The following is a 21,628-nucleotide window of genomic DNA, read 5'->3' on the forward strand; positions in this document are numbered from 1 at the left end:
CAGCACGCCCACACCGTACCCAAGTCGTGCTCGGCGGTCTGACCCTAAGGGGTGTCGGCTTCGCCGTCGCCGATCAGCGCGCCGCGGTAGGTGCGCGAGCGGCGCGGGTGCGGCGGTTGCCCCTCGGTGCGCGGGTCGCGGAAAGAGACAGTCGTCTCGTCGCCGTCGCGGTCCGGGTCGGCGCGGTGCCGGGCGGTCTCCGGCTCGACGACGAACCGGCTCGAGCCCGCGGCCAGGTCGGGGTGCTCGACCGCGAGCGCCATGCTGGCCGCCTGCTCCAGCGTCAGCTCGGCGCCGGCCGCGTACGCGGCGTCGAAGGCGTGGTCGCCCAGCACCGACCGGGTCGCGGCCTGCTCGTGGGACCAGTAGGCGGCGAACAGCCCGCCCGCGCCGCGTTGCGGAGTGCGGGTCGCCTGCGCCGCGCCGAACAACCGGGCCGCGGTCTTCGGGTCGCCGCCGTGCGCGCAGCGGACCGCCATCGCGTTGAGGCTGTCGCAGGCCCGGCTCCGGAACCCGTACGCCATCCGGGAGCGCAGCGCGACGACGAGGTGGTCGTGCGCCGCGACCAGGTCGCCGCGCGCGAGCGCGACCATGCCGAGCAGCATGTCGACGGTGCGCCGGCCGCGTTCGGCGGGGCGGGCCGCCTCCAGCGGGCGGGCGGCGCCGAGCAGTTCGGCCGCCTCGTCGAGGGCGCCGCGCTGCCAGAGCAGCTCGGCCAGGCTCAGCACCGCGACCAGCGCCTCGCTGCCCACACCGTTGCTGGTCGCCCACTCCATCACGTCGCGGCTGGCCCGCTCGGCCTCGGTCAGCCGACCCATGTCGATCAGCGGGCCGGCCCGGCCGGCGATCACCCGCGCCAGCAGACCGGCGTCGCCCGCCTGCTGCGCGGCCGCCTCGGCCCGCTGCGCGAACCGCAGCTCCTCGGCGAACTCACCGTCGGCGGCGGCGTGCTGCGAGTGCATGTGGTACGCCGCCGCCAGCTCCGCGTCCGGGATTGGCTCACCGGTCTCGGCGATCCGGCCGTAGAGGCGGAACAGCCACAGCCGGCCTTCGCGAGCGAGCCCGCGCTCGCGCCACCACTGGTCGAGCCCGCCGGCCAGGCGCAACCCCAGCCGAGCGGAGCCGCCGGTCGCGGTCCAGCGCAGCGCGGCGCGCAGCTCGTCGGCGAGTGGGTCGAGCTCCGCGAGCGAGAGCGTCACCGACCGGCCGTCGGCGCCGTGGAACACCCGCTGCAGCGCGTGTGCGCACCAGGCGACGTGCCGGTCGCGGGCGCCCTGCTCCTCACCGGCGTCGACCAGGCGGCGGGCCGCGTACGCCCGGATTGGGTCGAGCATGCGGTAGGTGCTCGCCGTGCCGTGCGGCTCGACCTGGATCATCGACTTGTCGACGAGCACGGCCAGCGGGTCGAGCGGGTCGTCGTCGAGCAGCCACTCGACGGTGGCCAGGTCGACGGGGCTCGCGAAGACCGACACCCAGCGCAGCAACCGCGCGGCGCGCGGGCCGAGCGTCCGGTAGGACCACGTGACGGTCGCCTGCATGGTGGCGTGCCGCTGCGTCGCCGAGCGCAGGACGGCCCGGGTCTGCGGGCTGCGCGCCTCGCCCAGGGACGCCGCGTTGAGGTCGATCGTGTCTTCCTGATTGCCCGCGACGCCGGGGAAGTCTCCCGAGGCGTAGGCGGACAGGCCCTCGTCGGCGTCCTCGCGGCCGGCGTCGAGGGTGCCGAGCACGTCGTCGAGCCGCTCCGCGAGCTGGCTCGCGGAGAGCACCCGGAGACGGGCCGCGGCCAGCTCGATCGCCAGCGGCAGGCCGTCGAGCCGCGCCACCACCCGGTGCAGCTCGCTGGACTCGGCCAGCCCGCCCCGCCGGCCGCCGCGGGCCGCCGCCGTGCGGTCGAGCAGCAGCGCCATCGCGTCGCTCGGGCCACCGCCCGGCGCCGGCTCCGTGGACAGCGGCGGGATCCGCCACACCACCTCGCCGGGCAACCCGAACGGTTCGCGGCTGGTGGCCAGCACCCGCAGCGCGCTGCCGCCGGTGAGCAGCCGGGAGATGACCTCGGCGGACGCGCCGGGCTGGGCGTCGCAGGTGTCGAGCATGAGCAGCATGCGCTTGCCCGCCGCGTGGTCGACCAGAGTGTCGATCATCGGGCGGCCGGGCTCGGGGCGCAGGCCGAAGACGGCAGCGATCGCGAACGCGACTAGGCCCGGGTCGGTGACGGTGGCGATGTCGACGAACCACACGCCGTCCGGATAGGAGTCGACGAGCGGGCCGGCCACCTCGACGGCGACCCGCGTCTTGCCGGCGCCGCCCGCGCCGACGACCGTGACGAGCCGGTTGTCGCGCAGCAGGCTGGTCAGCTCGGCGCGCTCCGTCTGCCGGCCCACGAACGAGGTCACCTGGGTCGGCAGGTTGTGCACGGCCTCGTCGACCGTGCGCGGGCGCGGGAACTCGCGGGCCAGGCCGGGTGCGACGAGCTGGAAGAGACGCTCGCGGTCGTCGAAGCCGCGCAGCCGGTGCAGGCCCAGGTCGATCAGCGACGCGTCGGCGGGCAGCGGGGCGGCGTGGTGCGCGGTCGCGGCGGAGAGCAGCACCTGGCCACCGTGTGCGGCGGCGGCGATCCGGGCCGCCCGGTGCACCTCGGGGCTCGCGTACTCACCGGCGAGCGGCACCGCGTGGCCCGTGTGCAGGCCCATCCGGACCTTGGGCGTAGCCTCGGGCGCCGGCCAGTCGTGGTTGGCCAGCGCGCGCTGAGCGGTGACACACGCGTCGAGCGCGGCCGCGGCGTCGTCGAACGCGATGAAGAACGAGTCGCCCTCGGTGAACAGCTCGACGCCGTGGTTGGCCGCGAGGGTGGCGCGCAGAAGTCGCCGGTGCTCCGTGAGCACCGGCCGGTAACCCGCACCGAGCATCTGGGCCAATCGCGTCGAGCCCTCGATGTCGGTGAACAAGAAAGTCACCAACCCACTGGGAAGGTGAACTCGTCCCGGCACGCCAGAAACCTCCGCCCCCCTGGAAGTCGGGGTCCATGCTGCCGCACTCCGGTCCGCCGGCGCATCGTAGGTTCGGCTGGCCCGGCGGGGCCCAAGGTCGAATAGCCGCTCCCACCTGGAGCAACGTGCTACGCCGGGGTTAACCGCGGGTGTCCGGCCGCGGCGTCACGGCTGAGTAACGAGGTGTCGGGTGGCTGGTTGTGGCACCGTCGGCCAGGGTTGATCAGACCAACGGATGATCGACCGGGGGTCGGTGAGCGGGGGTCAACAGCCGCAGGCGCCGCCGCAACAGCCGCCACCACCACCGGCTGCCGGCGCGGGCGAGGCCCCGGCCCGGCCGCCGACGGCGACCGTGGAGAGCAACTTGACGGTGTCGGCGTGGCCGTCCGGGCACTGCGCGGGCGCGGAGGCCTCGGCCATCGGACGGTTGACTTCGAAGGTGCTGCCGCAAGCGCGGCAGCGGAACTCATACCGGGGCATGCCAGACAGGGTACGACCTCCGGCGTACCGGAGGCCGCACCTGGCTCGGTAGTCTCGGGTGCGTGGGTGCTGGGGAGGAGACACCGACGGCTGCGGGGAAGCTTCGCGCTTCCGTGCCGGAACAGCGGACGCCCAGCGGCGAGCCGCCACCGACCAAAGTAGACATCGACCTCGACGAGACGTGGGATCCCGCCGCGCGTCCCCCGCCCGGCATCGAGCGGCCCGGTCGCCGTGGTTTCCCACTCGGTGCCGCCGTTCGCGCGCGCGGCGCCGCCTTCGGCCGGTGGTCCCGCACCCCCGGCGGCCGGCTGGTGCTGCCTGGCACGCTGCTGTTCGCCCTGGTCGGGCTGACCGCCGTCGCGGGCGCCGTGGTGCTGCCAGCCAACGCGCCACCCGCCGCCTACTCCAGCCCGGAACCCCCACCCCCGTCGGCGGCCGAGTCGGCGTCGACCGACCCGGGCCTCCCTTTGCCGACCGACCAGGTCCCGAGCAACCCCGGCTTCCCGACGTTCCCGACGACCAGCCCGACTCAGTACCCGGTCAACCCGGGCGTCGCCGCACAGCCGGCCGATGTGCTCAATAGCTGGGCGGAGCAGGTCTCGGCGAAGGTCGGCATCAGCGCCACCGCCGTGCGGGCGTACGGCTATGCCGAACTGGTCGTCGCACAGACCACTCCGGGCTGCGGGCTCTCCTGGACCACGCTGGCGGCGATCGGCAAGGTCGAGTCGGCGCACGGCACGGCCAACGGCGCCACGCTGGCCGCCAGCGGCCAGTCGTTCCCGCACATCATCGGCCTGCCGCTGGACGGCCAAGGCGATCGCATGTTGATCAGGGACACCGACAACGGCCAACTCGACAACGACTCGACGTACGACCGGGCGGTCGGTCCGATGCAGTTCATCCCCAGCACCTGGAACACCAGCGGGGTCGATGCGGACAACGACGGCATCAAGGACCCGCACGACATCGACGACGCAGCCCTGGCAGCAGCTAACTATCTGTGTCGTAACGGTCGGAACCTCAACAACGTGCAGGACTGGTGGGGAGCCATCCTCAGCTACAACGACGTGCAGCGATACGCCCGGGACGTCTACAACGCGGCCAACGACTACGGAGCCAAGAGCCGCACGTAGCGTAGTCACATCGGCACTTTGGAGAACTAAGGCCTTTCGCGCCGGGACCGTTAGCGGCAAGCTAGACAGGTGATGGTGCGCGAGTGGGATCCGAAAACCGCCTCCGCCGAAGAGCTACGCGCGATGCTGGACAGCCTCAATGCGGTGCTCATGGCGGACCTGCCGGATGACCCACTGTGGCAAGAAAGCTACCTCCGCGAATATCTTGCGGAAACGATGCCTGGCGAGCGACGCATCTCCTGGCTCGCCGAAGAAGGCTCCCGGGTCCTCGGGCACGCCAACGTGCTGCTCCTCGGCGACATCGGCGTGGTCGAGCTGCTGATCCACCCCAAGGCGCGGCGCGCCGGCCTCGCCCGGGAAATGCTCGCCCAGGCCGCCCGCAAGACCTATCACGAGGGCTTCTCCGTCATCGGCGCCGAGGTCGTCGGCGGCACCCCCGCCGTGTCCTTCTTCGAGTCGGTCGGCTTCGTCCGCGAATACACCGAGACCCGCAGCGTGCTCCGGCTCAACTCCGTCGACTGGCTGGCCCTCGGCGAGATGGCCCGCGGCATCGGCGCCGGCTACCACCTCGAGTTCTGCCCGGGCGGCCCGCCCGACGAGCTGCTCGAGCCCTACGCCAAGGCCAAGGCCGAGCTACGCGAGATCGACGACGGCGACCTCGACCTGCGCCCCAGCTCCTACGACCCGCAGCGGCTCCGCGCGAGTCTCGACTGCCTGCACCGGCGGGGCATGAAGCCCTACATCGTGCTGGCCATCCACGAGAAGACCGGCGACGTCGCGGGGTTGACCGAGGTCGTGGTCCCGGCACAGCACCCGACCCGCGCCGACCAGTACGACACGATCGTCGTGCAGGACCACCGCGGCTACGGCATCGACCGTGCCATCAAGGCCCGCATGCTGTTCGAGCTGCGCTCCGCCGAGCCCAAGCTGGCCGAGGTGCAGACCTGGAACGCGCAGGCCAACGAGTCGATGCTGAAGGTCAACGCCGAGCTCGGCTTCCAACCCGACCGCGAGTGGTACGAGTACGGCGCCGACGTGGCTGACATCTTGCGCCGCCTCGAACACGGTCTTTAGTCAGCAACCTGATACTTGATCGCCATCCAGGGCTGCTAGACAGCCCTGGATACGTCCTGCTCTGCCCCCACCACCCCCGGAGGCTTCGTTGCGCTCTTTACGCGCGCCCGCTTTGTTGGCGGCCGCGACCCTCACCACGACCGCCGCGCTCGTCGGCGTTCCCAGTGGGGCCTTCGCCGCTCCCACCGATCTGATCATCTCCGAGTACGTCGAGGGCTCGTCCAACAACAAGGCGGTCGAGCTCTACAACGGCACGGGAGCCCCGGTCGACCTGGCCGGCTACCAGCTCTCGGTCTACTTCAACGGTGCTACCACGGCGAGCTTCAACGCCAGCCTGACGGGCACGGTCGCCGCCGGCGACGTGTTCGTGTTCGCCCACTCCGCGTCGGTGGCCGCGATCCTGGCCCAGGCCGACGCCACCACCGGTTCCGGTCTCTGGAACGGTGACGACGCCATCGTGCTCTCCAAGGCCGGCGCGGTCGTCGACTCGCTCGGCCAGGTCGGCGTCGACCCGGGCACCGAGTGGGGCACGGGCCTGACCAGCACGGCCGACAACACGCTGCGTCGCAAGTCGACGGTCGAGGCGGGCGACACGAACCCTAGCGACGCGTTCGACCCGGCGACCGAGTGGGACGGCTTCGCCATCGACACGTTCGACGGCCTCGGCAGCCACTCGACCGGCGGCGGCCCCGTCGACGCGCCCGCGGTGCTCACCTGCGGCAACGCGCTGGTCGCCTCGGCCGGCACGGCCGCGACCCGCGACGTCACGGCGACCGACCCGGACGACACGATCACCGACCTCGCGGTCACCAGCGTGACACCGACGCCGGCCGCGGGCAGCATCTCCCGCACGGCGTTCACCCCGGCCACCGGCCCGGGCGCGACCGCCACTGCGACCGTGACCGCCAGCGCCGACCTGCCCCCGGGCAGCTACGCCGTGCGGGTCACCTCGACCGACGACAGCGGCACGACCGCGTCCTGCACGCTGACCGTCCAGGTCAACACCGTGCTGACGATCGGCGAGGTGCAGGGCCAGACGACGGACGCCGAGGAAGGCAAGCTGGACCGTTCGCCGCTCGCACCGGCCAGCGGCAACAGCGCCCTCCTGTACGACATCCGCGGCGTGGTCACCCAGCGCACGCTGTCCCGCACCTCGGCCGGCGCCCTGCAGTACGGCTTCTTCCTGCAGAGCCGCCCGGGCTTCGCGGACGGCGACCCGCTGACCTCCGACGGCGTCTTCGTCTACACGAGCACGTTCGAGACGCTGATCGGCGGCTACCTGCCCGTCGTGGGCGACGAGATCGTGCTCCGCGGCCGGGTCACCGAGTTCTTCAACCTGACCGAGATCGCCAGCGCCTCCCTGGTGACCAAGCTGGCCAGCGGCGTCGACGTCACGGTCACCGACGCGGTACCGCCGGTCGACCTCGCGACGGCCGACCGGTACTGGGAGCGGCACGAGGGCATGCGCATGCGGGTACGCGCCGGCGCCCAGGCCGTCAGCGGCCGAGACGTGTTCGCCAGCACCGCCGACGCCGAGGTGTGGGTGGTCGACAAGGACGACCCGCTGCTCGACCGCGCCGACCCGTACGCGCGCCGGGTCTTCCGTGACTCGCACCCGCTGGACAACAACCCGGCGCGGTTCGACGACGAGAACGGCAACCGGATCATGTTCGGCTCGATGGGCGTGAAGGACACCTCCGGCGACAGCACGACCCTGCTGCCGCCGGCGCACACGTTCGACACGCTGACCAGCGACGCCGTGGGTGGCCTCTACTTCTCGTTCGACAAGTACGGCATCCAGCCTGAGCAGGTGACGTTCTCCGGCGGGGCGGACCCGTCGAAGAACAACCCGCCGAAGGCCGCCAACCGCAACACGGAGTACGCCGTGGCGACGTACAACGTGGAGAACCTGTACGACTTCCGCGACGACCCGTTCGACGGCTGCGACTTCCTCGGCAACACGGGTTGCCCGGGCGTCTCCCCGCCGTTCGACTACGTCCCGCTCGACCAGGCCGACTACGACAACCAGCTGGCGGCGCTGGCCGACCAGATCACCAACGACCTGCACAGCCCGGACGTGATCCTGGTGCAGGAAGCCGAGGACCAGGACATCTGCACGGTCTCGGGCACGACGCTGGCCTGCGGCACGACCAACAACGCCGACGGCGCACCCGACACCATCCAGGAACTGGCGCTGACCATCAAGGCCAACGGCGGCCCGGCGTACGCGGCGGCCTACGACCGCAACGGCGCGGACGCCCGCGGCATCACGGCGGCGTTCCTGTACCGCACGGACCGGGTGACCCTGGCACCGGCGGACCCGACCGACCCGGTCCTGGGCACGACCCCGGCGGTCACCTACCGGGGCGAGGCGCTGCCGTACAACACGGACGTCCAGAACCCGAAGTCACTGAACGCCAAGCTCCCGTCCGACGTGGACACCTCCACGGGCGTGGACGGCTCCAACGTCTACACCCGCGCACCGCAGGTGGCGAAGTTCCTGGTGGCAGCGTCCCCGGGCAGCACGGAGCGATCGGTCCTGTGGGCGATCAGCAACCACTACTCGTCGGGCCCGGACGGCCGCATCGGCCAGCGCCGCGAACAGGCGGCCTACGGCGCGGAAATCGTCAAGGCGATCGAAACGGCCGACCCGCACGCCCGCGTGGCCTACGGCGGCGACCTCAACGTCTTCCCCCGCCCGGACGACCCGGTGCAGTCGAACCCCGGTGACCAACTGGCCCCGCTCTACGACGAGGGCCTGCACAACCTGTGGGAGACCTTGGTCGCCGAGGTCCCGTCGAGCGCGTACTCGTACTCGTTCGAGGGCCAGGCCCAAACCCTGGACCACCTGTTCGTCAACGACAACCTGCACACGGACCTGGTCCAGATGCGCGCGGCCCACATCAACGCGGACTGGGCGGCCAACTACGCGGGCGACGGCTCGAGGGGCTCGAGCGACCACGACCCGCAGGTGGCCCGCTTCAACTCGAGAGCGGAACTCCGAGTCTCGGACGCCAGCGTCCTCGAGGGCGACCGCGGCACGACAAAGCTGACCTTCACGGTCTCGCTCTCCCGCCCGCTCTCACAGCCGGCCCTCCTTTGCGGCACCACCCTGGGCCTGACGGCACGAGCGGGCAGCGACTACGACCCGGTAATCGGCTGCCGCACCCTACCGGCAGGCGTTACGTCCACCACGGTGGACGTAACGGTCAACGGCGACCGCCAAAAAGAACAGAACGAAACCCTGACCCTGGTGGTAGCCGGCATCCCCGGCCTGGTCCTAGCGGACCCGATCGGAATCGGCACGATCCTCAACGACGACTAGAACCAAGCTAACGAAGCGGCCCGGCCCCAAGCCGGGCCGCTTCGCCATTCACCCAGGCATAAAACCCGGCCTCAGAGGGCGGAGGCGCCACGGCCCGAAACTTCTCGACCCGCACTTCCCACTGACTCCGCCGCCGCTGCCGATCCCGCCGGCGCCGATCCCGATAAAACGTCTCAGGCGGCCGAGCAAGCCCGTAAATATCGCCCCACCACTCCCCCGGCAACGGATCAAGAATCACGTTAAGATGAGCGGGAAACCGCCGATAACCTCCGTCAACGGTATTATCACTGTCCACAATAGGCTGAAGCTTCCGACGACTAACCCGATCAACAACCACAATCCGAAACCCACAGGCGTCCAACAGCCGCTCCACCATGGCCAAACTGGGCGCCAGGTCCCCGGCCTCAATCCGCCCCACGGTCCCATGACTGGCCCCACTCTTCTTGGCCAACTGCCGCTGACTGAGATCAGCCCGCCGCCGAGCGGCCCGCAAAAGCCCAGAAACGGGAAGCACCAGCCCCCCACGCTGCCCACTCATCAGGCAAGCATGCCCACCCCCACCTCCCGAAACCACCCCACCACCAAGCCTGTGGATAACTCCCCCACCCCACACCCACGCGCAGCAGCTTTGGGGACTGTCAAACAAACGGTGTAAGGGACTGTCAAACAAACGGTGTAACGCCGGCTATTGGTTGACTACTTGCGGGTGGGGGTGAGGCGGCCTTCGAAGGTCATCTCGAAGGCGTTCAGGGCGGGTTTCCAGCGGATCGCCCATCGGCGCCGTCCGGTGCCGGTGGGGTCGAGGCTCATGACCGCCAGATAGACGCACTTGAGCGCGGCCTGCTCGTTCGGGAAGTGCCCGCGGGCGCGGACGGCCCGGCGGATGCGGGCGTTGACCGACTCGATCGCGTTGGTCGAGCAGACGACCTTGCGGATCTCGACATCGAAGGCCAGGAACGGCACGAACTCCGGCCAGGCGTTGTCCCACAGCCTGACGATCGCCGGATACTTCTGTCCCCACGCGTCGACGAACTCAGCGAATCGGGCCTTCGCCGCGGCTTCGGTCGCCGCCGTGTAGACCGGCCGCAGCGCTTTGGCGATCGCGTCGTAGTGCTGCCGGCCGGCATAGCGGAACGAGTTGCGCAACAGGTGGATCACACAGGTCTGGACCACCGCTTGGGGCCAGGTCGCCGCGATCGCGTCGGGCAGCCCCTTGAGGCCGTCGCAGACGACCATGCACGCGTCCTCGACCCCCCGGTTCTTGACCTCGGTGAGAACTTGAAGCCAGAACTTGGCGCCCTCGCCGCCGTCACCGGCCCACAGGCCCAGGATGTCGCGGGTGCCCTCGACCGTGACCGCCAAGGCGACGTAGACGGGTCGGTTGGCGACCTTCCCATCGCGGATCTTCACGTGGACGGCATCCAGGAAGATCACCGGATAGACGGGGTCGAGTGGCCGGTTCTGCCACTCACCCATCGCGTCGAGCACCTTGTCGGTGATCGTCGAGATGGTCTGGCGGGACACGTCCGCGCCGTAGACCTCGGCCAGGTGCGCCTGGATCTCCCCAGTGGTCAAACCCTTCGCGGACAGCGAGATGACCATGTCCTCGACGCCGGTCAGCCGACGCTGACGCTTGCGCACGATCTGCGGCTCAAACGAGCCGTCCCGGTCACGCGGCACGCTGATCTCGACCGGGCCGACCTCGGTCAGGACGGTCTTGCCCCGGGCACCGTTTCGAGAGTTCTGGCCGTTGTTGCCGGCCGGGTCGCCCTTGTCATAGCCGAGATGGTCGGTGATCTCACCGTCAAGCGCGGCCTCGAGCACACGCTTGGTCAGCTGCTGCAGCAGGCCGCCGTCTCCGGTCAGTTGCAGACCCGCTGCGCGGGCCTGCTCGACCAGACGGCCCACCAGCTCAACATCCACGCCCTCGTCAGCGGGCCCGTTCTTCTTCGGCACCGCGGCAGTATCCGCCGCGACCGTCGCGTCCGTCATCAGGTGCTACTCCCTCGATCAGGAGTTACACCGTTCGTTTTACAGACCCCAGCTTTGCTCTGCATCCATATACGCGCCACCTCCAGAACGGGGTGGTGCGTATATGGATGCAGAGCAAAGTCTGGCGGGCAGGGCGGGGTAAGGGGGCAAACGGCACGGGTGTTTCGTGCGGCTCGGGGCGGCCAGTTGGGCCCTCGGCGTCCGCTTCGTTCGTGGACGGCGGCGCGCGGGGCGGTGGGTCCGCGCCGTGCCTCGGGGATGGCGAGCCGGGTTTGTTTGGGCGCTGGCCTTGCGGTTTGCTGGTCAGTGGCGCGCTGGTGGGTACGTACGGCGAAGGGCATGCCCTGGTGGGCATGCCCTTCTCGTTTTGTCGTTAGTAGCGGGAGCGGAGGAGGGTGGCTGCCTCGGTTGCACAGTACGTCAGGATTATTTGGGCGCCTGCGCGGCGGATCGAGGTCAGGGTTTCCAGGATTGCTCGGTCGCGGTCCAGCCAGCCGTTGGCTGCCGCGGCCTCTACCATCGCGTACTCGCCTGAGATTTGGTATGCCGCTACTGGGATGTCCGTTGCGTTGCGGACCGCGTGGATGACGTCCAGGTTTGTTAGCGCGGGTTTGACCATGACCATGTCCGCGCCCTCTTCTACGTCGAGTTTTACCTCGCGTAGGGCGTCGCGGAAGTTTGCCGGGTCCTGTTGGTAGGTGCGGCGGTCTCCCACCAGCGAGGATTCCACCGCTTCGCGGAACGGGCCGTAGAAGGCTGATGCGTACTTCACCGCGTAGGCCAGGATTCCTACGTCCTGGTAGCCCGCTGCGTCCAGTGCCTGGCGGGCTACTCCTACCTGGCCGTCCATCATGCCCGACGGGCCTACCAGGTGTACGCCTGCTTCCGCCTGGGCTACCGCCATCGTTGCGTACGACTCCAGTGTGGCGTCGTTGTCTACCCTGCCTGACTCGTCCAGGACTCCGCAGTGGCCGTGGGACGTGAACTCGTCCAGGCAGAGGTCGCCCATTACCACTGTGGCGTCGCCTACCTCTGCGACCACGTCTCTGATCGCTACGTTGAGGATGCCCTCTGGGTCCAGGCCGCCTGAGCCCTCGGGGTCCTTGTGCGTGGGGACGCCGAACAGCATGATGCCGCCGACGCCCGCGCGGACCGCTTCCGCTGCCGCCTTGCGGAGCGACTCGCGGGAGTGTTGGAACACGCCTGGCATCGAGGTGATGGGGCGTGGCTCCGTCAAGCCTTCCTTCACGAACATGGGGAGGACCAGCTCTGACGGCGCCAGCTTTGTTTCCTCTACCAGGCGGCGCATCGCCGGGGTTGTCCTTAGGCGGCGTGGGCGGTCCGTCGGGAAAGCCATCAGCGGAACCTCAGTGCTGTCGGGCCCTGGACCTTTGAACCACGGCGCTGCTTCGCCGGCATCGCGGCGAGCTTTTCGCGGAGTTCCACCGCGTACGAGGCCAGTGCTTCCACCAGGTCTGGGACCGAGGCGTGGGCCGGCTGGACATCGACGCGCAGGCCGAACTCCGTGGCCGTTTCCGCCGTCTTCGGGCCGATGACCGCTACCACCGTGCGGGTGTGGGGCTTGCCGGCGATGCCGACCAGGTTGCGGACCGTGGAGGAGCTGGTGAAGAGGACCGCGTCGAAGCCGCCCGACTTGATGGCGTCGCGGATCTCCGCCGGCGGCGGCGCCGCGCGGACCGTGCGGTACGCGGTGACGTCGTCGACCTCCCAGCCGAGTTCCGTGAGGCCCGCGGCCAGCGTCTCCGTGGCGATGTCGGCGCGCGGCAGCAGCACCCGGCCCACCGGGTCCAGGACCTCGTCGTGCGGGGAGAACTCGGCGAGCAGGCCCTCGGACGACTGCTCGCCCGCGGGGACCAGCTCCGGCTGGATGCCGAACGCGCGGACGGCGTCCGCGGTGGCTTCGCCGATGCAGGCGATCTTCACGCCGCCGAAGTGGCGGGCGTCGAGGCCGTGTTCGCCGAACTTCTCCCAGACCGCGCGGACCGCGTTGACCGAGGTGAACAGGACCCAGGCGTAGCGGCCGTCGACCAGGCCCTTGACCGCCCGCTCCATCTGGGCCGGGGTGCGCGGCGGCTCGACGGCGATGGTGGGGACCTCGCACGGGATCGCGCCGTAGGCGCGCAGTCGGGCGCTCATCGCGCCGGCCTGCTCCTTCGTGCGGGGTACGAGCACCTTCCAGCCGTACAGCGGGCGGTTCTCCCACCAGCTCAGCTTGTCGCGGTGCGCGACGCCCGCGCCCAGGGTGAGCACCACGCGGCCGGTGAAGCCGAGGGCGGCGGCGACGAAGCTGTCGACCGTCGACGTGGTGGTGAACTGGGTCTCGCCGGTGCCGTCGCCGGTCACGCCGACCGGGGTGGTGCCGTCGAGGCCCGCGGCGATCAGGCCGTCGCGGAGTGCGGCCAGGTCACCGGCGTCGACCGCGAGGGCCAGCGAGTCGCGGGCCACGGCGGTGGCCAGGGCTTCGAAGTCCAGTGACGAGATGTCGTCGACATCGGCGGCGGTACGCAGGCCCGGGAGCGGGACGCCCGCGTAGGTGGCAACTCCCTCGGCCTGGCCGACACCGGGCACGACCTCGAAGTGGACGGCGGTGCGGGCGACGGCCTGCACCTCCTTGACCACCGACTCGTGTCCGAAGGGGTCGCCGGCGACGAGGTGCACGGCGGAGAGCCCGGAGCGCGCGGCGGACAGCAGCACCTTGGCCACGTCGCCGGAGGCGCCCTCGGCCGGCGTGAACTGCGCGTCGTCCTTGGCCTCGGCGCGGATCGCCGCGAGCAGCGACTCCGGCACGCCGCGGTCGTAGACCACCTGGTCGGCCTCGACCAGCGCGTCGTGCGCCCGGCGGGTCAGCAGGCCCGGGTCGCCGGGTCCCGCCCCGACGAACGAGATGTGGCCTGCGGGCTTACGGGTGCGGGTCATTCTGTGCTCCCAAACAAGGTATCGGCGCCACGGTCGAGGAGTTCGGCGGCGAGTGCCTTGCCGATCTCCGCGGCGGCGCTGGGCGTTCCGGTGCGCGACAGCCGGATGGCGCGCTCGCCATCCGCACTGATCACCGCACCGCGCAGGTAAATCTCGTCACCGTCCTCGCCCTCCGCGATCTCCGCGTAGGCGGCGACCGGGGCACTGCACCCGGCCTCCAGCGTGGCCAGCAACGCCCGCTCCGCGACCACCGCGGCGCGGGTCGGACCGTCGTCGAGCGCCCCGAGCTCTTCGACCAGGTCGTGGTCGGCGTGGCGGCACTCCACCGCCAGCGCACCCTGTGCCGGTGCGGGCAGCATCAGCATGGGGTCGAGCGTTTCGGTGATCTCGTCGGCCCGCCCGAGCCGGGCCAGCCCGGCGCGAGCGAGGACGACGGCGTCCAGATCGGCTTCCGGGCCGGTGACCCGCCTGATCCGGGTGTCCACGTTCCCCCGGATCGGCGTCACCCGCAAGGGCAGCCGCAAGGCGTTGAGCTGGGCGATCCGCCGCAGCGCGCCGGTGCCGACGGTCGCGCCGTCGGGCAGTTCGGTGAGGGTCAGGCCGTCCCGCGCGACCAGCGCGTCGCGCGGGTCCTCGCGCTGGGGGATCGCGGCGATGTGCAGCGCGCCCGGCTGGGCCGACGGCAGGTCCTTGTAGGAGTGCACCGCGAAGTCGATGCGGCGCTCCATCAGCGCGTCGCGCAGCGCCGACACGAACACGCCGACGCCGAGCTGCGCGACGGGTGCCGTTGACCGGTCACCGGCGGTGCTGATCTCGACCAGCTCGACCGGCCGGCCGGTGGCCGCGGTCACGGCGGCGGCGACCTGGCGGGACTGTGCCAGCGCGAGCTTGCTGCCCCGCGTGCCCAGGCGGAGCGCGGTCATGAGTGCTCTCCCAACGGTGGGACGTCATCGACCTGGGCGGTCTGTGGGACCTCGAGGTCGAAGAGCTGCCGCAGCAGCGTGGCGTACTGGTCGCCGCCCGGTTCCGCGGCGAGCTGCCGCACCCGGACGGTCGGTGAGTGGAGCAGGCGGCGGACGACGCGGTGCACCGTGTGCGCCATCTCGGCCCGCTGCTCCTCGCTCAGCTCCGGGCGGCGCTGACGCAGCCGGCTCAGCTCGGCGGCGACCACCTCGTCGGCGCGGGTGCGCAGCGCGGCCACGGTCGGCGCCACGTCGGCACCGCGCAGCCAGCCCACGAACGTCTCGACCTCGGCCTCGACGATGCCCTCCACCGCCACCTCGTCGGCGGCGTGCTGGCCGGCGCGCAGCTCGGCGGCGAGCGTGTCGATGTCGACCACGACGACCCCGGGCAGGCCGGCGACCTCGGGCTCGACATCGCGCGGCACGGCCAGGTCGAGCAGCACCAGCGGGCTGGTCCGGCCCTGGAGGGCGACCGAAACGATGTCGCGCGTGAGCACCGGCTCGGTGGAGGCGGTGGCGGCGATCACCAGGTCGACCTCGGCGAGCGCCGGAGTGAGGTCGGTCATCGGCATCGCGGTGGCGCCGTAGGCCGCGGCCAGGCGCACCGCTCGGTCCGCGCCCCGGTTGGTCACCGAGACCGGACCGACGCCGGTGCGGGACAGCGTGGCTACGGACAAGGCGCCCATCGCGCCGGCGCCGACCACCAGCGCGGGCCGGTCAGCGAGGCCGCCAGGGAAGTGCGTGGCGGCGATGTCGAGCGCCGCGGTCACCACGCTCTGGCCGGCCTTGTCGATGCCGGTCTCGGCGTGTGCCCGCTTGCCGACCCGCAGCGCCTGCTGCATCAGCTCGTGCAGGGTGCGGCCGGCGGTGTCGGCCTCGGTGGCCGCGTGGTAGGCGTCGCGGAGCTGGCCGAGGATCTGCGCCTCGCCGATCACCATCGAGTCGAGCCCGGTGGCGACCCGGAACGCGTGCTCGACCGCGGCCGCGTCGTGGTGCACGTAGAGGTGGTTGGCGAGCTCGGCCGGCGCCCGCCCGGCGCGCGCGCCGAGCACGGTGCAGATGTCGCCGAGGCCGCCGTGGAAGCCGCTGACCGCCGCGTAGATCTCGACCCGGTTGCAGGTCGAGAGGACGACCGCTTCACGGACGTACGGCTGGGCGACGAGCTGGTCGAGGGTCTCGGTCAGGTCCGGCGCCGGCACCGCCAGCCGCTCGAGCATGGCGACCGGCGTGGTCCGGTAGGAGGCACCGACGACGATCAGGTTCACGAGCCCACCGCCTCTTCCGTCCCGGTCGCGGCCAGCCCGTTGGGGCTGGAAAGACCGCCTGGCAACGCGGTCAGCGACGACTTGCGGTGCTCGTGGAAGGAGAGGATCTGCAGCTCGACCGCCAGGTCGACCTTGCGGACGTCGACTCCCTCGGGCACCGAAAGCACGCATGGCGCGAAGTTGAGGATGCTGGTGACGCCGGCCGCGACCAGGGCGTCGGCGACGTCCTGCGCGGCCGCTGCGGGAGTGGCGATCACGCCGATCGCGATGGACTCGGCTGCCGCCACCACCGCCAGGTCTGAGATGTGTCGCACGTTGAGACCGTTGATCGGCTCACCCACGCGGGCCTGGTCGGCGTCGAACAGGGCCGCGATGCGAAACCCGCGGCTGGCGAAGCCCGCGTAGCCGGCCAGCGCGTGGCCGAGGTTGCCGACGCCGACCAGGGCGACCGCCCGGCGCTGGGTCAACCCCAGGGTGAACTCGATCTGGTCGATCAGCAGGGCCACGTCGTAACCGACCCCACGCGTCCCGTACGACCCGAGGTGGGAGAGGTCTTTGCGAAGTTTCGCCGAGTTGACCCCGGCCGCCGCGGCGAGGCCCTCGCTGGAGACGGTGTCGTCGCCCGCCTCGGCGAGGTTGTGCAGTGCGCGAAGGTATTCGGGCAGGCGGGCCACCGTCGCCTCAGGGAGGTCCGGTAGGGCGGGTACGCCGCCGGACCGTCCGTTTGGGCCTCCAGGGCGGTGCTGGCTCATGCGACTCCGTGTGGCGATCGTCCGGCTGCCCGCAGGGGGCCCCGCGGGGAACCACGGTGACCGGCTGTGTTAACGGGATTCGACGGGATTACAGCCTAGGCGCTTGTGAACCCGTGCACAAATCGCGATCTTGGTCACTCGATGCCCACCGATTCCCTGCCGCGATTATTGCGTAATTGGTACCTGTGCCACCAATTCCGGATCATGGGTTCCGGGAAGAGGTACGGACAGCCCTACCCTGAAGAGGCAAGCCGACGGGATGGGGGTAAGCAGGGCCGATGCCTAGCGTCGATGGCATGACAACCGCCGTCGTTCCCAGCCCCGCGGTCGCCACCCACCGTGGCATATTCCGCCAACTGCTCACCGATTCGGCGTACGTGATCGTGGGCTTCCCGCTGGCGATCGCGGGCTTCGTCGCGTCTCTGGTCGGCCTGGTGCTCAGCGCCGGCCTCATCGTCACCGGCATCGGCCTCCCCGTGATGGCCGGCGCCCTGCTGCTCGCCCGGTTCTTCGCGGACCTCGAACGGCTCGCCATCGGCCCGGTGCTCCGGGTGCCCCGGGTGCGCCCGCAGTACCGCACGGCCGAGCCCGGCGCCGGCCTGTTCCGGCGGGTGCTCGCGATCATCGGCGACAGCCAGTCCTGGCTCGACGCCGTACACGCGCTGGTGAAGTTCGTGCTGTCGATGTTCTCGTTCGTGGTCACCGTCACGTGGTGGGCGGGCGCGATCGGCGGCCTCACCTACTGGACCTACGACTGGGCGATCCCCCGCAGCCCGGACGAGGTCGACCTCAACACCCTGCTCGGTCTGGGCAGCGGCACCGGCCCGCGCCTGCTGCTGAACACCGCCATCGGGGTGTTCTTCCTGCTCAGCCTGCCGATCGTGGTGCGCGGCGTGGCCCTGCTCCAGGCCAGCTTCAGCAAGGGGATGCTGACCGGGGTCGCCGAGATGCGCAACCAGATCACCACGCTCGAGGGACAACGCCGGGCTGCCGTCTCGGCCGAGGCGACCGCCCTGCGCAAGCTCGAACGCGACATCCACGACGGCCCGCAGCAGCGGCTGGTCCGGCTCGCCATGGATCTCGGCCGGGCACAGCAGCAGTTCGACAGCGACCCCGACGCCGCACGCCGGACGATCGAGGAGGCGCTCACCCAGACCCGGGAGACCCTCGACGAGCTGCGCTCGCTCTCCCGTGGCATCGCGCCGCCGATCCTGGTCGACCGGGGCCTGCCCAGTGCGCTGGCCGCTCTGGCCGGTCGCGGTGTGATCCCGATCGACCTCGCCGTCGACCCCGCGCTCGGCACGGCCGGCGGCCGGCTGGACCCGGCCGTGGAGAGCGCCGCCTACTTCGTGGTCGCCGAGTCCCTCACCAACGTGGCCAAGCACAGCCGGGCCGAGGTCTGCCGGATCGCGGTCACCCGGGAGGGCAAGGACCTGCGGGTCGAGATCTCCGACGACGGCGAGGGCGGGGCGCACGTCTCCAAGGGCCACGGCCTGGCCGGCCTGGCGGACCGGGTGCACGCGGCCGGCGGCAAGCTGACCGTGACCAGCCCGCCCGGCGGCCCGACGCTGATCCAGGCCACGCTGCCGGTCTGAGCACCAGCAGAACGGGCCCCCTATCGACGGGGGCCCTTCTACTACGCTCGGACCGGTGCGCATTGTGATCGCCGACGACGCCGTGCTCCTCCGCGAAGGCCTGGTCCGGCTCGTGACCGAGCACGGCCATGAGGTCGTCGCCGCGGTCGGTGACGGCCCGAGCCTGGTCGAGGCCATCGTCAAGGAAAAACCCGACGTCTCCATCGTCGACGTGCGGATGCCCCCCTCGCACACCGACGAGGGCCTGCGGGCCGCCGTCGAGGCCCGCCGGCAGGTGCCGGGCACCCCGGTGCTGGTGCTCTCGCAGTACGTCGAGGTCTCGTACGCCGACGACCTGCTGGCCGACCGGGCCGGCGCGGTCGGCTACCTGCTCAAGGACCGGGTGGCCGCGATCACGGAGTTCCTCGACGCGCTCGGCCGGGTGGCCGGCGGCGGCACGGTGCTCGACCCCGAGGTGGTCGCGCAGCTCTTGGTGCGGCGCCGGCGGGACGACCCGCTGCGCGAGCTGACCGCCCGGGAGCGCGAGGTGCTCGGGCTGATGGCCGAGGGCATGTCCAACACCGCGATCGCCCGCAAGCTGGTGGTCAGCGACGGCGCCGTCGAGAAGCACGTGCGCAACATCTTCACCAAGCTCCAACTGCCGCCCGACGAGGAACAGCACCGCCGGGTGCTCGCGGTGCTGGCCTACCTACGCGGCTGAGGCCAACCGCACGGCTTCGGAGAGCGACGACGCGACCGGGTGACCCGAGGCGCGCAGCCGTTCTTCGTCGGTGAAGCCACCGGTGTAGAGCACCGCGGCCGCACCGACGGACCGGGCCGCGTCGGCGTCGTCTAGCGAGTCGCCGATCAGCACGACCGACCCGCTGTCGACCTCGAGCGCCGAAAGATGCCGCGCGAGGTGGCCTGCCTTGAAGGCCCGGTCACCGCCGAGTGCAACTTGCACGCCGTCGACCCGGTTGAACCGGCCGTCGAGACCGAACGCGGTCACCGCCGGCACCAGGTCCTCGTGGAACCACATGGACAGCAGCGACTGACTGCCGTCCCAGGAGCGCATCGCGTTGACGGCGTCGTCGGCGAGCGCGCACGTGGTCAACCCGGCCCGGTAGGCGTCGTGGAAGATCGCGTCGAGCTGGTCGAACTCGTCGGCGTCGACGGCCCGCCCGAGCACCATCGCGTAGTAGTCGGCGACCGGCCGGACGAAGTGCCGCCGATGGTGGTCGGCCGTCACCGCCGGGCCACCGATCGTCCCGAGCGCGTGGTTGGTGGCCGACAGCACCAGGTCGAAGTCGTTGAGCAGGGTGCCGTTCCAGTCCCAGACCAGGTGCGTGCGCGTCACGCGCCGACTCTACCCATGCAGATCACGAACGAGCCGGTCCTCCTCGACCCGCCAGTAACCGTGCTCCTTGCCGTCCAGCAGCACCACCGGCAGCCGGTCGCCGTAGTCGCGCTCGAGCTCGATGTCGGTGGCCACGTCAACTTCGGTCCAAGCCTCACCGGTACGGGCGGCGACCCGGTCCAGGGCCTCCCGCGCGGCATCGCACAGGTGGCAGTCGACCCGGGTGAGCAGGGTGACCCTAGGCATCGTCACCCCGCAGCTCGGCCTTGCGCACCTTGCCGATCGCCGAGTGCGGCAGCTCGGCCACGAACTCCAGCGCGGTCGGCGTCTTGAACCGGGCGAGGTTCTGCTCGGCGTGCCTGAGCAGCTCTTCCGGGTCGACGTCGGTGCCCGGCGTGCGCACCACGAACGCCTTGACGGTCTGCCCGGTGTAGGGATGCGGCACCCCGATCACCGCCGCCTCGGCCACACCGGGATGCCCTTCGAGCACCTGCTCCACCTCGCGCGGATAGACGTTGAAGCCATTCACGATGATCAGTTCGCCCCGGCGGTCGACGAGGAACAGGTCGCCGTCGGCGTCGGCGTACGCGATGTCGCCCGTGGCCCACCAACCGTCGGCGTCAGGCCCGTCGTGCCCGTCGGGCCAGTAGCCGTCGAACAGGTTGGCGCCGCGCACCACGATCTCGCCGGGGTCGGTCTCGGGCGCGCCCAGCTCGAGGTCGAACTCGTCACCGTCCAGATCGGACAAATCCGAGACCTCGCTGCCGTCGGGCGCGACCAGCCGCACCTCGACACCGGGCAGGGGCCGGCCGATCGAGCCGGGCTTCGGTGACGGGCTGGCCAGCGTCGAGGTGACCACGGGCGCCGTCTCGGTCAGGCCGTACCCGACGAAGACGGGATGTGACGTCGCACGGGTGAACCGCGTCGCCGTCTCGGGGTCCAGCGGCGCGGCACCGCTGACCGCGACCCGCACCGACGACAGGGCCTCGCCGAGGTCCGGCAGCAGCGACCAGGCCTGGTACATCGAGGGCACGCCGATCAGGCCGGTCACACCGTGCCGGGCGATCACCGCGACCGCGTCCGCCGGGTCGAAGCGCTCGACCAGCACCCCGGTCGCACCGTGGTAGGCGACCGCGCCGAGCCCGGAGTTGAGCCCGTACGCGTGGAACAGCGGCAGCGCCAGCAGCAGCACGTCGTCGGGGCCGATCACCGTCGGCGTGACCGCGCCGATCTGCGCGTGGTTGGCCAGCAGCGCGCGGTGGCTGAGCATCGCGCCCTTCGGCTGGCCTTCGGTGCCCGAGGTGTAGAGCAGCACGGCCAGGTCGTCGGTCGCGGCCGCGGCGTGCGGCCCGGCCGCACCTTCCTCGGGCAGTCTCTCGAGTACGCGGCCCAACTCGGGCAGGTCTCCTCGGATGCCCTCCACGACGCGCGCGACGTCGGGGCTCGCGACCAGCACGGACGCGCCCGAGTCGGCGAGCACGTGGCGCAGTTCCCGGGCGGTGTAGTCCGGATTGACGGGCACCGCGACCAGCCCCGCGCGCAGCACCGCGAAGAAGCTCACCGCGTATCGGAGTGAGTTCGGCAACGCGAGCGCAACCCGAGCGCCGGTTGACAAGTTGAGCCCGGCGAGGGCGGCCGCGGCGGCGTCGACGCGGCGGTCGAGCTCACGCCAGCTCAAGATCGCGTCATGCCAGATCAGCGCGGGCTTGTCGGGCGTCGCGGCAGCGGCTGCCGCCACCCGGTCGGCAAGTGTGTCGGAACGGCGGTCCACCACGGTCGCCGAGTCTGAC

At 71.1% G+C, this 21,628-nt stretch carries 16 protein-coding genes and 1 pseudogene; 5 read left to right on the top strand and 12 right to left on the bottom strand.

Going from position 1 to position 21,628, the window contains the following annotated elements:
• Positions 1-212 precede the first annotated feature (212 nt).
• Together Air01nite_RS16720 and Air01nite_RS16725 are read right to left on the bottom strand one after the other, a co-directional pair.
• A pseudogene (locus tag Air01nite_RS16720) lies at positions 213-2,987 on the bottom strand (ATP-binding protein); the annotation flags it as partial.
• Positions 2,988-3,251: 264 nt separating this feature from the next.
• On the bottom strand, positions 3,252-3,467 hold the full coding sequence (locus Air01nite_RS16725; protein ID WP_203703346.1) for an FmdB family zinc ribbon protein: 216 nt from the start codon (positions 3,465-3,467) through the stop codon (positions 3,252-3,254).
• 113 nt (positions 3,468-3,580) lie between these two features.
• Between Air01nite_RS16725 and Air01nite_RS16730 the strand changes: the two genes are divergently transcribed.
• The 3 genes from Air01nite_RS16730 to Air01nite_RS16740 all read left to right on the top strand — a co-directional run bounded on the left by Air01nite_RS16730 (position 3,581) and on the right by Air01nite_RS16740 (position 8,999).
• Positions 3,581-4,600, top strand: coding sequence for a lytic transglycosylase domain-containing protein (locus Air01nite_RS16730; protein ID WP_239090753.1), 1,020 nt, complete (start codon positions 3,581-3,583; stop codon positions 4,598-4,600).
• 72 nt (positions 4,601-4,672) lie between these two features.
• A complete protein-coding gene (locus Air01nite_RS16735) occupies positions 4,673-5,674 on the top strand; it encodes a GNAT family N-acetyltransferase (protein WP_203703427.1) in 1,002 nt (333 codons plus the stop codon).
• 88 nt (positions 5,675-5,762) lie between these two features.
• Positions 5,763-8,999, top strand: coding sequence for a lamin tail domain-containing protein (locus Air01nite_RS16740; protein WP_203703348.1), 3,237 nt, complete (start codon positions 5,763-5,765; stop codon positions 8,997-8,999).
• A gap of 7 nt (positions 9,000-9,006) precedes the next feature.
• On the opposite strand, the gene Air01nite_RS16745 is transcribed toward Air01nite_RS16740, so the two are convergent.
• The 7 genes from Air01nite_RS16745 to Air01nite_RS16775 all read right to left on the bottom strand — a co-directional run bounded on the left by Air01nite_RS16745 (position 9,007) and on the right by Air01nite_RS16775 (position 16,907).
• On the bottom strand, positions 9,007-9,537 hold the full coding sequence (locus Air01nite_RS16745) for a helix-turn-helix domain-containing protein (protein ID WP_203703349.1): 531 nt from the start codon (positions 9,535-9,537) through the stop codon (positions 9,007-9,009).
• A 158-nt stretch (positions 9,538-9,695) separates the two neighbouring features.
• On the bottom strand, positions 9,696-10,991 hold the full coding sequence (locus tag Air01nite_RS16750) for an IS256 family transposase (protein WP_239090754.1): 1,296 nt from the start codon (positions 10,989-10,991) through the stop codon (positions 9,696-9,698).
• Positions 10,992-11,364: 373 nt separating this feature from the next.
• Positions 11,365-12,348, bottom strand: a complete 984-nt coding sequence (gene hemB / locus Air01nite_RS16755) for a porphobilinogen synthase (protein WP_203703350.1) — start codon at positions 12,346-12,348, stop codon at positions 11,365-11,367.
• The gene (locus Air01nite_RS16760; protein WP_203703351.1) at positions 12,348-13,928 is read right to left on the bottom strand and encodes a bifunctional uroporphyrinogen-III C-methyltransferase/uroporphyrinogen-III synthase; all 1,581 of its coding nucleotides are present in this window, start codon (positions 13,926-13,928) and stop codon (positions 12,348-12,350) included. The genes hemB and Air01nite_RS16760 overlap by 1 nt, the downstream gene beginning before the upstream one ends.
• Complete coding sequence (gene hemC / locus Air01nite_RS16765; RefSeq protein ID WP_203703352.1) at positions 13,925-14,851, bottom strand: hydroxymethylbilane synthase; 927 nt, start codon at positions 14,849-14,851, stop codon at positions 13,925-13,927. Before hemC ends, Air01nite_RS16760 begins: the two co-directional genes overlap by 4 nt.
• A complete protein-coding gene (locus tag Air01nite_RS16770; protein ID WP_203703354.1) occupies positions 14,848-16,155 on the bottom strand; it encodes a glutamyl-tRNA reductase in 1,308 nt (435 codons plus the stop codon). The genes hemC and Air01nite_RS16770 overlap by 4 nt, the downstream gene beginning before the upstream one ends.
• On the bottom strand, positions 16,152-16,907 hold the full coding sequence (locus Air01nite_RS16775) for a redox-sensing transcriptional repressor Rex (RefSeq protein ID WP_203703355.1): 756 nt from the start codon (positions 16,905-16,907) through the stop codon (positions 16,152-16,154). Before Air01nite_RS16775 ends, Air01nite_RS16770 begins: the two co-directional genes overlap by 4 nt.
• A gap of 296 nt (positions 16,908-17,203) precedes the next feature.
• On the opposite strand from Air01nite_RS16775, the gene Air01nite_RS16780 reads away from it, so the two are divergent.
• On the top strand, positions 17,204-18,502 hold the full coding sequence (locus Air01nite_RS16780; RefSeq protein ID WP_203703357.1) for a sensor histidine kinase: 1,299 nt from the start codon (positions 17,204-17,206) through the stop codon (positions 18,500-18,502).
• A gap of 55 nt (positions 18,503-18,557) precedes the next feature.
• Positions 18,558-19,202, top strand: a complete 645-nt coding sequence (locus Air01nite_RS16785; RefSeq protein ID WP_203703358.1) for a response regulator — start codon at positions 18,558-18,560, stop codon at positions 19,200-19,202.
• Here Air01nite_RS16785 and Air01nite_RS16790 read toward each other — a convergent pair.
• The 3 genes from Air01nite_RS16790 to Air01nite_RS16800 are packed head-to-tail and all read right to left on the bottom strand — an operon-like array spanning position 19,191 to position 21,612.
• Complete coding sequence (locus tag Air01nite_RS16790) at positions 19,191-19,838, bottom strand: HAD family hydrolase (RefSeq protein ID WP_203703359.1); 648 nt, start codon at positions 19,836-19,838, stop codon at positions 19,191-19,193. The genes Air01nite_RS16785 and Air01nite_RS16790 overlap by 12 nt on opposite strands.
• A 9-nt stretch (positions 19,839-19,847) precedes the next feature.
• Positions 19,848-20,090 carry a glutaredoxin family protein gene (locus tag Air01nite_RS16795; RefSeq protein ID WP_203703360.1) on the bottom strand — a complete coding sequence of 81 codons (243 nt, stop codon included), beginning with the start codon at positions 20,088-20,090 and terminating at the stop codon, positions 19,848-19,850.
• Positions 20,077-21,612, bottom strand: a complete 1,536-nt coding sequence (locus tag Air01nite_RS16800) for an AMP-binding protein (RefSeq protein ID WP_308439970.1) — start codon at positions 21,610-21,612, stop codon at positions 20,077-20,079. The genes Air01nite_RS16795 and Air01nite_RS16800 overlap by 14 nt, the downstream gene beginning before the upstream one ends.
• Positions 21,613-21,628: the final 16 nt, after the last annotated feature.

Source organism: Asanoa iriomotensis (assembly GCF_016862515.1).
Classification (GTDB): domain Bacteria; phylum Actinomycetota; class Actinomycetes; order Mycobacteriales; family Micromonosporaceae; genus Asanoa; species Asanoa iriomotensis.